This window comes from Flavobacterium sp. (genome assembly GCF_965284515.1).
GTDB lineage: Bacteria > Bacteroidota > Bacteroidia > Flavobacteriales > Flavobacteriaceae > Flavobacterium.
In genome coordinates this window covers 618,298-632,293 of record NZ_OZ260089.1, presented here as the reverse complement: position 1 = coordinate 632,293, position 13,996 = coordinate 618,298, and the positions used below count along the sequence as shown (strand labels likewise).

Annotated in this window: 12 protein-coding genes; 10 read left to right on the top strand and 2 right to left on the bottom strand. The window is 30.0% G+C overall.

The genetic code is table 11. The annotated features are described in order from the left end of the window. Positions 1-40 precede the first annotated feature (40 nt). Complete coding sequence (locus ACQ65T_RS02935) at positions 41-1,009, bottom strand: succinylglutamate desuccinylase/aspartoacylase family protein (protein WP_430399603.1); 969 nt, start codon at positions 1,007-1,009, stop codon at positions 41-43. Between the two features lie 100 nt (positions 1,010-1,109). Here ACQ65T_RS02935 and uvrC point away from each other — a divergent pair, with 100 nt between their 5' ends. The 10 genes from uvrC (at position 1,110) to ACQ65T_RS02885 (ending at position 13,488) form a co-directional block, all read left to right on the top strand. Continuing rightward, entirely contained in the window at positions 1,110-2,906 is a 1,797-nt protein-coding gene (gene uvrC, locus ACQ65T_RS02930) for an excinuclease ABC subunit UvrC (RefSeq protein ID WP_430399602.1), read from the top strand. 10 nt (positions 2,907-2,916) lie between these two features. Next, positions 2,917-5,127, top strand: a complete 2,211-nt coding sequence (locus ACQ65T_RS02925; protein ID WP_430399601.1) for a patatin-like phospholipase family protein — start codon at positions 2,917-2,919, stop codon at positions 5,125-5,127. A 175-nt stretch (positions 5,128-5,302) separates the two neighbouring features. Then, entirely contained in the window at positions 5,303-6,460 is a 1,158-nt protein-coding gene (locus ACQ65T_RS02920) for a homogentisate 1,2-dioxygenase (protein ID WP_430399600.1), read from the top strand. A gap of 57 nt (positions 6,461-6,517) precedes the next feature. Next, complete coding sequence (gene hppD, locus ACQ65T_RS02915; protein ID WP_430399599.1) at positions 6,518-7,681, top strand: 4-hydroxyphenylpyruvate dioxygenase; 1,164 nt, start codon at positions 6,518-6,520, stop codon at positions 7,679-7,681. Positions 7,682-7,971: 290 nt separating this feature from the next. Next, positions 7,972-8,742 (top strand): DUF3108 domain-containing protein, encoded by a 771-nt coding sequence (locus ACQ65T_RS02910; RefSeq protein ID WP_430399598.1) that lies wholly within the window; start codon positions 7,972-7,974, stop codon positions 8,740-8,742. Next, a complete protein-coding gene (locus tag ACQ65T_RS02905; RefSeq protein ID WP_430399597.1) occupies positions 8,742-9,671 on the top strand; it encodes a tryptophan 2,3-dioxygenase family protein in 930 nt (309 codons plus the stop codon). Before ACQ65T_RS02910 ends, ACQ65T_RS02905 begins: the two co-directional genes overlap by 1 nt. Before the next feature lie 12 nt (positions 9,672-9,683). Further along, positions 9,684-10,913 carry a peptidoglycan DD-metalloendopeptidase family protein gene (locus ACQ65T_RS02900; RefSeq protein WP_430401316.1) on the top strand — a complete coding sequence of 410 codons (1,230 nt, stop codon included), beginning with the start codon at positions 9,684-9,686 and terminating at the stop codon, positions 10,911-10,913. Positions 10,914-10,916: 3 nt separating this feature from the next. Then, positions 10,917-12,554, top strand: a complete 1,638-nt coding sequence (gene pgi / locus ACQ65T_RS02895) for a glucose-6-phosphate isomerase (protein ID WP_430399596.1) — start codon at positions 10,917-10,919, stop codon at positions 12,552-12,554. A 37-nt stretch (positions 12,555-12,591) separates the two neighbouring features. Continuing rightward, entirely contained in the window at positions 12,592-13,017 is a 426-nt protein-coding gene (locus ACQ65T_RS02890; protein ID WP_430399595.1) for a hypothetical protein, read from the top strand. 42 nt (positions 13,018-13,059) lie between these two features. Next, positions 13,060-13,488 carry a septal ring lytic transglycosylase RlpA family protein gene (locus tag ACQ65T_RS02885; RefSeq protein WP_430401314.1) on the top strand — a complete coding sequence of 143 codons (429 nt, stop codon included), beginning with the start codon at positions 13,060-13,062 and terminating at the stop codon, positions 13,486-13,488. A 5-nt stretch (positions 13,489-13,493) separates the two neighbouring features. On the opposite strand, the gene ACQ65T_RS02880 is transcribed toward ACQ65T_RS02885, so the two are convergent. Next, on the bottom strand, positions 13,494-13,961 hold the full coding sequence (locus ACQ65T_RS02880; RefSeq protein ID WP_430399594.1) for a CYTH domain-containing protein: 468 nt from the start codon (positions 13,959-13,961) through the stop codon (positions 13,494-13,496). Between the last annotated feature and the right edge of the window lie 35 nt (positions 13,962-13,996).

The window sequence follows — 13,996 nt, the reverse complement described above, 5'->3', positions numbered from 1 at the left end:
CTAATACCGGAAAAAATATTAAAACATGATAATTGTTAGCTTATTCTTCTAATTGATTAGAAATATGGAAAATAGCATCACCTTGATATACTATAGCGGCATCATTTACATTAATTAAGTAGCCGTCATTTGGAGCTTTAACTTTGTGTTCTACTTTTCCAAATGGATCAGAAATAGTTGCAAGAATATCACCTTTATTTACAAAGCTTCCAGCTTTGACTAAGCCAATAAACATTCCAGAAAAATTTGCTCTAATCCAATTAGATTTTTTTATAAACAAAGTCTCATCATAAGTAAAATTTGCTTCTTTTTTAGGATTTAACATATCTAAGTGAGCCAGAAATCTTTTCGCACCATCAATGCCTTCTTGTGTAATTTCTGCATTTAAATCTAATGATTTTCCGCCCTCAAAAAGTAACATTTTTACACCTAACCTTGTGCAAGCATTTCTAAAAGAGCCTTGAATGTTTTTAGAATAAAGTGTAAATGGGGCGTTGAATACTTTTGCTAATTCTTTTAATTCTGCATTGTTTGGAATAATTCGAATTTGCGCTGCATTAAAACGACTTGCTCCGCCAGCATGAAAATCGACAGCATAATCTACAATTGGAATAACGTCTTTTACTAAGAAATGAGCAAATCTACTTGCTAAGGATCCGTTTTTACTTCCTGGAAAAACACGATTCAAGTCTCGTCCATCAGGAAATTGGCGGCTTTGATTTACAAAACCAAAAATATTAATAATTGGAATACAAATTATGGTGCCACATTTAGGTTTGTTTATTTTTCGAATGATTAATTGTCTGACAATTTCAGTCCCATTAATTTCATCGCCATGTAACCCTGCACTAAATAAAACAACAGGACCTTCAATTTTAGAACGTTCAATGATTATTGGAATTTTAAGCTTAGTCATGGTGTGTAATTTTGCAATTTCCACCTCAATAGTTTTACTTTCACCAGGTAAAATGGTTTCACCTAAAAGCTCTATAATGTTGTTGTTTTTCATAAACTTATAATAAGTGTTAAAAGTAGTAAATTCAATAATAGAAAATAGTAGTAGAATAAAAATCTATGTATTTTTGTTAAATAAGCGATATCTTTAATAAATGTCTACTACAAATCTCGAACTTCAAATTCAAACTTTACCCAATAATCCTGGCGTTTATCAATATTTTGATAAAGACGATAAGATTTTATATGTAGGAAAGGCGAAGAATCTTAAAAAAAGAGTTTCGAGTTACTTTACTAAAAGTCATGATAATTATAAGACCAGCGTTTTAGTCAAAAAGATAGTTTCAATTAAGCACATTGTTGTTGCAACAGAATCTGATGCTTTATTGTTAGAAAACAACTTAATTAAAAAGCTTCAGCCGCGTTATAATATTTTATTAAAAGATGATAAATCCTACCCTTGGATTTGCATTAAAAACGAGCCTTTTTCAAGAATATTTCCAACAAGAAGAGTCACAAAAGACGGTTCAGAATATTATGGTCCGTATACCAATTTTAAAATTGTAAATACAATTTTAGAAATGATTAAAGAATTATATCCGCTTAGAACTTGTAATTACGATTTATCTTTTGGAAACATAAAATCTGAAAAGTATAAAGTTTGTTTAGAATATCACATTGGTAATTGTAAAGGACCTTGTGAAGGGTTAGAATCTTTGGAAAATTATCAAAAACAAGTAGAAGCCATTCGCCAAATCTTAAAAGGAAATTTTAAGGATAGTTTGAAAGAGTTTAAAATTCAGATGAAAGCGTTTGCTGAAGATATGGAATTTGAAGCGGCTCAAAAAGTCAAAGAGAAAATAGATGTTTTAGAGAATTATCAAGCAAAATCAACGGTTTTAAATCCGAAATTATCCAATATTGATGTTTTTTCAATTGTTTCAGACGAAGCAATGGCTTATGTGAATTTCTTGCAAATTTCTCACGGTGCAATTGTGCGTTCGCATACCATGGAAATTAAGAAAAAACTACAAGAAACCGATGAAGAGCTTTTAGAATTGGCGGTAGTTGAACTTAGAGAACGTTTTAAATTATTGTCGCGCGAAATTATTTTGCCATTTCCACTTTCATTAGGAGAAAATTTAAAAATTACGGTTCCGCAATTAGGCGATAAACGTCAAATTTTAGATTTATCTATTCGAAATGCAAAATATTATCGAATGGATCAGTTAAAACAAATAAAAATTGTAGATCCAGATAGACATGCTAATAGAATTATGGCTCAAATGAAGAAAGATTTACGCCTTTCAGTTGAGCCCAGACATATTGAGTGTTTTGACAATTCAAACATTCAAGGAACAAATCCTGTAGCAGCTTGTGTAGTTTTTAAAGATGGTAAACCAAGTAAAAAAGATTATCGACATTTTAACATCAAAACAGTTGATGGTCCAGATGATTTCGCTTCTATGGAAGAAGTCGTTTACAGAAGGTATCAACGTTTGCTCGATGAAAAAGAACCTTTACCACAATTAATTATTATTGATGGAGGAAAAGGTCAGTTGTCTTCTGCTTTAAAAAGTTTAGAAGCATTAGGTTTACGAGGAAAAATTGCAATTGTAGGTATCGCAAAACGTTTGGAAGAGTTATTTTATCCTGAAGATCCAATTCCACTTTATTTAGATAAAAAATCAGAGACGCTGAAAATAATTCAATTTTTAAGAAATGAAGCGCACAGATTTGGTATAACGCATCACAGAGATAAAAGAAGTAAAGCAGCATTAACAAATTCATTAGAATCTATTCCTGGAATTGGCGAAAAAACGATGATAACGTTATTAAAACATTTTAAAAGTGTTAAAAGAATGCAATTAGCAACTGAAAAAGAAATATCTAACGTCGTAGGACTTTCAAAAGCCAAAAAAATAACCGAATTTTACAAAACGATACATTAGGAAGAACTTTATGAAAAAAATAATCTTGTTTATAAGCCTACTAGTTTTTACCCAAATCAGCTTTGCTCAAGATTCTACAATAACTGTGAAAAAACCAAAAATCGGACTCGTTCTTAGTGGAGGAGGAGCAAAAGGATTGGCTCATATTGGCGTGTTAAAAGTCATTGATTCCTTGGGAATTAAGATTGATTATGTAGGAGGAACAAGCATGGGTGCAATAGTTGGAGGTTTATACGCATCTGGCTATAGCGGAAAAGAGTTGGAATATTTATTCAACAGTGTTGATGTAGATGCATTATTACAAGACTTTACTCCAAGAAATTCTAAAACTTTTTACGAAAAAAGAAATGACGAGATTTACGCAGTGACTCTTCCTTTTGATAAGTTTAAAATTGGTCTTCCTTCTGGATTATCAAAGGGACTTTATAATTACAATTTAATTTCGAGATTAACTCTTCATCTTTGTGATATAAATGATTTTAATGATTTACAAATCCCTTTTTTTTGTATTGCAACAAATGCTGAAACGGGGAAAGAAGTAATCCTAGACAAAGGAAATTTAGCAAAAGCTTTAGTTACAAGCGGAGCGCTTCCTACTTTATATAGTCCAATTGAAATTGATGGTCAATTACTAATTGATGGGGGTGTTGTTAATAATTATCCTGTTGAAGAATTAAGAAAAAGAGGCGCTGATTTTATAATTGGAGTTGATGTTCAAGATGGATTAAAAGGAAGAGACCAGTTAAACGACGTAACAAGTTTACTAGGCCAAATTAACAGTTATTCAATGGCTGAAAAAATGGCTGAAAAAATTAAACTGACAGACATTTATATTAAACCAGACATTAAAGGATATAATGTTATTTCATTTGACAAAGTGACTGAATTAATTCCAAAAGGAGAGTTTGCTGCAAGGCAGCTTTTAACCGATTCTATTTTAAAGCAAAATAAATCAACTTTGTTAAATAATAAAGTAGTTATAACTGATTCGATTAATATTAACAGTATAGAAATAAATAATCTTGATAATTATACGAGAGCTTATATTATTGGAAAATTAAAATTTAAGCAAAAGACTAATATTTCTTTTGAAAAGTTCGAAAAAGGCATTAATAATTTAAACGCAACTCAAAACTTTAGTTCTGTTTTTTATTCTTTTAAAAACATTGATGGAGGAAAAAAACTTTTTTTAGACCTAGAAGAAAAAAAAATAAATAGGTTTTTAAAGTTCGGATTACATTATGACGAACTGTTTAAAAGTGGGGTTTTGTTGAATTTCACTCAAAAGAATTTTTTTACAAAGAACGACGTGCTATCTTTGGATTTGATTTTAGGGGATAATTTAAGGTATAATTTAAATTATTATATTGACAATGGTTTTTATTGGAGTTTTGGTATTAATTCTAAATATTCAACTTTTAATAAAAACATCCCTTCCGATTTTAATAATGGACTTACTTTAACAACTTTAGGAATAAATTCATTAAATGTTGATTATTCCGATTTTTCTAATCAACTTTATTTGCAAACTATTTTTGCGCAAAAATTTTCTATTGGAGGTGGTGTTGAGCTAAAACACTTAAAGATTAAATCAGAGACATTGTTAACTACTGATCCAGTATTTGATAATAGTGATTATCTATCAATGTTTGGGTATGTAAAGTTTGATACTTTTAACCAAAAGTACTTTCCAAAAAAAGGAGTTTCTTTTAATGGTGAAATTAAATCTTTTGTTTATTCATCAAACTATAATGATGATTATGAAAATTTCTCGATTGCTAAAGGGGATATTGCTGTTGTTCAAACTTTTTATAAGAAAATAACAATCAAATTACAATCTGAAGCTGGTTTTGCAATTGGTGAAAAAAGTGTAAATTCATTTGATTTTGCATTAGGTGGCTATGGTTTTACTAATTTGAATAATTTACGACCATTTTTAGGTTATGACTTTGTAAGTTTAATTGGAGATAGTTATATTAAAGGAAGTGTTGTTGCTGATTATGAGTTTTTAAAGAAACATCATATAGAGTTTACAGCAAATTATGCAAATATTGGGAATAATATTTTCGAAGATGATACTTGGGTTTCAAAGCCAGAGTATTCAGGTTATGGTTTTGGATATGGTTATGAAACCGTTGTTGGCCCCATTGAGTTGAAGTATTCATGGTCGCCAGAAACACATAATCAGTATACTTGGTTTACTGTTGGATTTTACTTTTAATAATTAAATTTTTTTACGATATTTGTACTATATGAAACCAAACTGGATCGGTTTATTAGCACATTTAAAATTCCTTATCAAGAGAAATCCTGAATGAGCGCATAATTGTATCAATTAATTAGTGTAATACTACCATATATTGCATCTTCATATTGTTTAATTAAAAATTAAAATTATGCCATTTTATCATAAATTAGGAGCAATTCCTCCTAAACGTCATACACAATTTCGCAAACCAAATGGAGATTTATATTATGAGCAGTTATTTGGAACTGTTGGATTTGACGGAATGTCGACTAATTCTTATCATGAACATCGTCCAACCCAAGTAAAAGAAATTAAAAGACAATATAATATTGCTCCAAAAATTGCAAAAGAAAATAATATACAGTCGTACAGATTAAGAGGTTTTCAAGTTGCTCCTGAAAATGATTATTTAGAAAGCAGAAAAATTGTTTTAACAAATTCGGATTGTCATATTGCATTAGCTGCTCCAAAAAAATCAACTACAGAGTACTTTTATAAAAACACCGATTCTGACGAAATGATTTTTATTCATCGCGGAACAGGTAAATTAAGAACTATTTACGGTAATCTTGATTTTAAATATGGTGATTATTTAATCATTCCTCGTGGAATTATTTATAAAATAGATTTTGATACTGAAGACAACCGTTTGTTTATAGTTGAATCTCATTCGCCAATTTACACACCTAAACAATATAGAAATTGGTTTGGTCAATTGTTAGAACATTCTCCATATTGTGAGAGAGATATCCGTCGCCCTTATGAGTTAGAAACCAATAATGAAAAAGGGGAGTTTCTAATTAAAGTAAAAAAGAAAGATGAAATTTTTGATATGATATACGCAACGCATCCATTTGATGTTGTTGGATATGACGGATTCAATTATCCTTATGCATTATCAATTCATGATTTCGAACCTATAACTGGTAGAATTCATCTTCCACCACCGATTCATCAAACTTTTGAAACTAATGCATTTGTAATTTGCTCATTTGTACCAAGATTGTACGATTATCACCCGCTATCAATACCTGCGCCTTATAATCACAGTAACATTGATGCTGATGAGGTATTGTATTATGTTGATGGTGATTTTATGAGCCGTAATGACATTGAAGCTGGGCATATTTCTTTACACCCTGCAGGGATTGCTCATGGACCGCATCCAGGTGCTGCTGAGAGAAGTATTGGAAAAACAGAAACACAAGAATTAGCCGTTATGGTAGATACTTTTAAACCTTTAATGGTTACCGAGGAGGCAATGAAAATTGCTGATGAAAAATACTATCAGTCTTGGTTGGACTAAAAAAAGATACAAAACACAACTTAAATAAGCCCACAAGGGTTTAAAAAATATAATATTATGAGTGAAAATTTAAAATCAGTAAACTACGGTTTAGAAAAAATATTCGAAGGAGCGCAAGATTTTTTACCGCTTTTAGGAACAGACTATGTAGAATTTTATGTAGGTAATGCTAAACAAGCGGCACATTTTTATAAAACAGCATTTGGTTTTCAATCTCTTGCTTATGCAGGATTAGAAACTGGTGTAAGAGATAGAGCATCGTATGTTTTAAAACAAGATAAAATCCGTATTGTATTAACTACTGCTTTAAATAGTAAATCACCAATTGGAGAGCATGTAAAAAAACATGGAGATGGTGTTAAAGTAATTGCACTTTGGGTTGAAGATGCTCGTTCAGCATATGAAGAGACTACAAAACGAGGAGCAAAATCTTATTTTGAACCAGAGGTTGAAAAAGATGAAAACGGAGAAGTAGTTCGTGCTGGAATTTATGGAGCCTACGGAGAAACAGTTTTTGTTTTTGTAGAGCGTAAAAATTATAATGGAACATTTTTACCTGGTTATAAAGAATGGAAATCTGATTATAACCCGGAGCCAGTTGGATTAAAATTTATCGACCATATGGTTGGAAACACGGGTTGGAATAGAATGAACGAAGCTGTTAAATGGTTTGAAGATGTAATGGGATTTGTAAACTTTCTTTCATTTGACGACAAGCAAATAACAACGGAATATTCAGCCTTAATGTCAAAAGTAATGTCTAATGGAAACGGTAGAATTAAATTTCCAATTAATGAGCCTGCAAACGGTAAAAAACGTTCTCAAATAGAAGAATATTTAGATTTTTACGAAGACGAAGGGGTACAGCATATTGCAGTTGCTACGGATGATATTATTAAAACAGTTGCAGATATGCGTTCAAGAGGGATAGAGTTTTTAAGCACGCCTCCGCAAGCTTATTATGATGCTATTCCAGATCGATTAAAAGACCACATGCATAAATTTAAAGAAGATATAAATGAACTTCAAAAATTAGGCATCATGATTGATGCTGATGAAGAGGGTTACTTATTACAAATATTTACTAAACCAATTGAAGATAGACCAACCTTATTTTTTGAAGTAATTCAAAGAATGGGAGCTAGAGGTTTTGGTGCAGGTAACTTTAAAGCACTTTTTGAATCTATAGAAAGAGAGCAACAATTGCGAGGAACGCTATAGAAAATAATAATAATTGAGAATAATACAACAAACCGCCTTTTAAAAAAGAATATTTTGTGTTAAAAATGTTAAAGTTGTTTTTTTGTTAAGAATAATTCAAAAACAGTAGTACATTTGCACTCGCAAAAATGAGGGAGTAGTTACCCTTGTTTATTGTAAGTAAATTTTCATAATTTATAGTTTTTTGGTTGGTTAATAGCATAAAAACTCAGTCATTATTTTGACTGGGTTTTTTTGTTTTAGTATTTTTGGAACAGAAATTGCAATTTACATTACAAAACGAATAAATTATGAAAAAAATAGGTCTCTTAATACTTCTTTTCATTACTACAAATTCTTTTGTATCGCAAGAAGATTCTTATACTACGGGTGAATTTATTAAATTAAGAATTCATTACGGATTAGTAAATGCTGGCTATGCAACTTTAGAAGTAAAGGAAGCAGTTAAAAATAATAAAAAAGTACATCATGTTATTGGAAAAGGTTATACCGTTGGTATGGCAAAATTCTTTTTCAAAGTTGAAGATGATTACCAAAGTTATTTTGATAAAATTACGAATAAACCATATCAATTTTTAAGAAAAATTGATGAAGGAGGTTACACCAAACATCAAGAAGGCTTTTTTAATCAAGATTCTAACACCGTTTTAGTTAAGGATTACAAAAAGAAAACAGAAAAAACTTTTTCTGTTACAGATGATGTACAAGATATAGTATCATCTTTCTACTATTTAAGAAACCATCCTAAAATCGACAAATTGAAAGAAGGCGAATCAATTTATATTGATATGTTTTTTGATGACGAAACAACAAAGTTTAAGTTAAAATTTCTTGGTAGAGAAGATATAAAAACTAAATTTGGAAAAGTTTCTTGTATGATGTTTAGACCTTATGTTCAGGCAGGTAGAGTTTTTAAAGAAGATGAGAGCTTAACTGTTTGGATATCAGATGATGAGAACAAAATACCAATAAGATTAAAAGCCAGTTTAGCTGTTGGGTCATTAAAAGCAGATATTGATTCATTTAAAGGTTTAAAAACTACTTTGAAAGTAAAAAAATAATGGAATTAGAAAAATACAAAGATCAATTAGAGAAAATTGAAAAGAAATATTCTGATATTAATCAAAATACAGAAACACATTTAGAAGGTTTACTTTGGTCTAAGCCAATTAATTATTGGGATTATATCCAAACGGATGCGCTTTTAAATTTACAAATTCAAAGAACAACTTTACCAGATGAAATGGTTTTTATCATGTATCATCAAGTAAATGAATTGTTGTTTAAAATGATTTTGTGGGAGATGGATCAGTTATGTCATACAGAAAAACCATCAACTAATTACTTTACTGAAAAATTAGGGAGAATAAGCAGGTATTTCGACATGTTAACTACTTCATTCACAATCATGATGGATGGTATGGAGCCAGAGCAATACCTGAAATTTAGAAACACATTAACACCTGCAAGTGGTTTTCAAAGTGCTCAATATAGACTTATTGAATTTGCCTCGACCGATTTAATTAACTTAATTGATAACAGATTTAGAACAAATATTGATAGAAATACGCCTTACGATCATGCTTTTGAACATTTGTATTGGCAAGCAGCTGGAAAAGATTATCATACAGGAGAAAAATCATTTCTTTTAAAAGGTTTTGAAAAGAAATATAAAAAGATGTTCTTAGATTTTATGGAAGAATATAATACCATAAATGTTTGGAGAAAATTTAAAGAATTACCAGAATCTGATCAACAAAACACGAATTTAGTAAAAGCGATGCGTCATTACGATGAAACTGTTAACATTACATGGGTAATGGGTCATTTTAATGCGGCTAAAAAATATATTGAAAGCGTTCCAGGGAATCATGAAGCTACCGGAGGAAGTGATTGGAAAAAGTACATGTTGCCAAAATATCAAAAAAGAATTTTCTTTCCTGAATTATGGACAAAAGAAGAAATTGATAACTGGGGAGAAAATTTATAATTACAAAATAGAATTCAATTGAGATATTTATCACTACTACTTGTTTTAAGCATTTTTACCTCTTGTAAAAAAGAAAAGGGAGAAGAGTCAACGCCAATTAAAGAAGAAAAAAAAGAAGTTATAGTTAAAGATTTTGGTCTTACTTTTAACGATTATAAAGTATTAAAAGACACTATTAAATCTGGAGATGCGTTTGGAACAATAATGGATAAATATATTTTTCCTGATAGTTTGAATGTTCATCAAGTAACTGAAAAAGTTAGAGATTCATTTAATCCAAGAAGCATTAAAGCGGGTAAACCTTATTTTATTTTTTTAGATAAAGAAAATCCAAAAAACATAAAAGCATTTGTTTACGTAAACAATAAAATTAATTACACACTTATCGATTTTAGAGATTCAGTAAGAGTAATAAATAAAGAACGTCCAACAACTATTAAAAGAAGAACTATTGCCGCAAAGATTGAAGGATCATTGTCTGAAACTTTAAGTAAAGCTGGTGTAAGTGCTTCTTTGGCACCAAAGTTAGCTAGTGTTTATGCATATTCTATTGACTTTTTTAAAATTCAAAAAGACGATAATTTTGCTATAACTATTTACGAAAAGTTTATCGAAGACTCAATATATGTGGGAGTTGAAAGAATTGAATCTTCATTTTTTGAACACAAAGGAAAAAAATATTATGCATTTCCATATAAAATATCTGATTCTCAAAAAGAATATAGTTATTACGACGAGAATGGAAGAGGATTAAAAAGCATGTTTCTTAAAGCGCCTCTGGACTTCTTTAGAATTTCTTCTCGTTTTTCAGGAAGAAGGTTTCATCCAGTTCAAGGTCGTTGGAAAGCTCACAATGGAACAGACTATGCAGCGGCTCACGGAACGCCGATTAAAACAACTGCAACAGGTGTAGTTGAACGTACGGGATATACTGCGGGAAATGGAAATTATGTTAAAGTAAGACATAATAGCACTTATTCAACACAGTATTTACATATGTCTAAAATTTTGGTTAAAAGAGGACAACATGTTACACAAGGTCAAATAATTGGAAAAGTAGGTAGTACCGGTTTAGCTACTGGCCCTCACGTGTGTTATCGTTTTTGGAAAAACGGAGTACAGGTTGATCCACTTCGTTTAAAATTACCTAATACCGAACCGATGAATGATAATGTAAAAGGGAAATATTTAGAATATATAAAGCCTTTAAAAGAAGAATTAGACAATATAGAGGTTAAATAATTAATGATCTTATCTAGTACAAATCCTACCGAAACACTAGCTTGGAAGGCGCTCGAAGAACATTTCTGTAAAATTCAAAACACAGAGATGAAAGATCTTTTTTCAGCTGATAATTCAAGAGTAAATAGTTTTCATGTAAAATGGAATGATTTTCTATTGGATTATTCTAAAAATAGAATTGACATAAAAACTAAAGAACTTTTATTAGATTTAGTAGAAGAGTTAGATTTAAAGAAGAGCATTTCTTCATATTATAAAGGAGAAAATATTAATGAAACAGAAAATAGAGCAGTTCTTCATATGGCACTTAGAGCTAAGGAAACTGAAACGTTTTTCGTAAATAACATTAATGTTATACCTGAAGTTTTTAAAGTTAAAAAGCAAATCAAGTCATTTTCAAATAGTATAATTCAAGGAGAGTTAAAAGGAAATTCTGGGAAAGCTTTTACAGATATAATTAATATTGGAATTGGAGGATCTGATCTTGGGCCATCTATGGTTGTAGACGGATTGAGTTTTTATAAAAATCATTTAAGAACTCATTTTATTTCTAATGCTGATGCGGATTTTGTAAAAGACTTACTTAAAAATTTGAACCCAGAAACTACATTAATTGTGGTGGTGTCCAAAACCTTTACCACAAGAGAAACAATTAATAATGCTCGTTTTATAAAGAATTGGTTGCTAAATTCTGAAAAAATATCAAGTGTTAATGACCATTTTGTTGCTGTAACTGCAAATGTGGAAGAAGCGTTGACATTTGGAGTGAATAATGATTTTATTTTTCCAATTTGGGATTGGGTAGGAGGTCGTTTTTCATTATGGAGCGCTGTAGGTTTAACAATAAGTTTAAATCTTGGTTTTGAAAATTTTGAAAAATTACTAAAAGGTGCAAATGAAATGGATTTGCATTTTAAAGAAGAAACTTTTGAAAATAACATTCCTGTTTTATTGGCCTTAATTGGAATTTGGAACAATAATTTTTTAAAAGCTGAAACGGAAGCAATTATCCCTTATTCACAATATTTACAAAAATTACCTTCCTATTTGCAGCAAAGTGTAATGGAAAGTAATGGAAAAAATGTTGACAGAAAAGGAAACGAAGTAAATTATCAAACATCTCAAATTATTTGGGGAGAGCCAGGTACCAATGCACAACATGCGTTTTTTCAATTGTTTCATCAAGGAACAAAAATAATTCCTGTAGATTTTATTGGTTTTAAAAAACCATTATCCGTTTCAAAAGAAGCACACAATGAGTTCATGTCTAATTTTTTTGCCCAATCTGAAGCTTTGTTAAAAGGGAAGTCATTGGAAGAAGCAAAACAAGAATTAATAAATGAAGGCGTTTTGGATGAAGATGTTGAAAAATTAGCTCCTTTTAAAGTGTTTAAAGGAAATAAGCCTTCTAATACTATTTTAATAGACAAGCTAACTCCTGAAAATCTAGGAGCATTAATTGCTGTTTATGAGCATAAAATTTTTGTTCAAGGAATAATTTGGAATATATTTAGTTTTGACCAATGGGGAGTTGAACTTGGAAAAAAATTAGCATCAACAATACTTAAAGAATTGAACTCAGATTTAAAATCACATCATGACGCTTCAACTTCTTTTTTACTAAATGAATTTAAGAAATAATATTTAGTTATATTTGTTAAACTAAAATCTTGTATTTATGTATTCAGTAATCCAACCAGCCCATTCAATTTTTGCATATATTGTGTTAGCAATATTATTTTTTGCTTCTGTTAATGCCATTTCAGGAGTAGTTTCGAAAAGAGTTTTTAAAGCAAAAGATTTAAGAATTTCTTTATTTGCATTAATATTATCTCATTTTCAAATATTGATTGGTTTAGTATTGTATTTTGTTTCTCCAATTGGTTTAGATGCTGCAGGAAACATGAAAGATGCTGCTTTACGACTTACTTCAATTGAACATCCATTAATGAATATAATTGCAATTGCATTAATTACTATAGGATGGTCTAAACATAAAAAAGAAGAAAGCAATAATGGTAAGTTTAAAAAAATTGCTTTATTCTATACTTTAGGGTTAATTTTAATCTTAGCTAGATTGCCTTGGGCAAATTGGTTTAACTAATTGGCATTATTTTTGAAAAATCTTAAATAAATTTTTATGAATATGTATTTAAGACATTTTTTAATTTTAATATTTGGACTATCGGCGCTAAGTTTTTCTTATAAAAACAATTCTCGTAAAGGGAAGTTTGATATAAACAACCTTCAAGATACTTTAGAGGTTTCCCAAACTAAATTGTACAAGCAAAACGCACACGCCTCTTATTATTCAGATAAGCTAAATGGAAGAAAAACAGCAAGTGGTCAGGTTTTTAATAACTCTAAATATACTGCAGCTCATAAAACCTTAAAATTTGGAACTAAAGTAAAAGTTACGAATGTAGTGAATGACAAATCGGTTATTGTGACTATTAACGATAGAGGACCATTTATAAAAGGAAGGGAAATTGATCTCACCAAAAAAGCCTTTATGGAGATTGCTAAAAATAAACAAAGAGGTGTTCTGATTGTTGATATAGAAATTTTAGAATAAAAAAATTACCATTTTTTAAAAGGATTTTTACTCAAATATGAATTATAGTAACGAATATCATTTGTAACTTCTTCACCAAGCCATATAGGTTTTTCAAAAGATTCGTTTTCATCTTTTAGTTCAATTTCAGCAATAACCAAACCTTCATTATCTTTTGTGAAAACATCGACTTCATATACGTGAATACCAACAATTACTTCATACCTAATTTTATCAATAACGCCTTTTTCACAAAGGTTTAATAAATTTTCGGCATCAGTATAAGAAATCTCTCTTTCCCATTCAAATCTACTTAATCCACTTTCGTTACTTTCGCCCTTAATTGTTAAATAGCCGTTTTCGCCTTTTAGACGAACCCTAACAGTTCTTTTTGGGTCAGACGACAAATAACCCTGAACAACCCTATTTTGTTTCGTAAAGGATTTTAAATACTCATTTGAGGCTACCAAAAATTTTCGTTCTATTTCTACCATTTTAAATATTTTTCAAATTGTAATTTGTTTTGAAA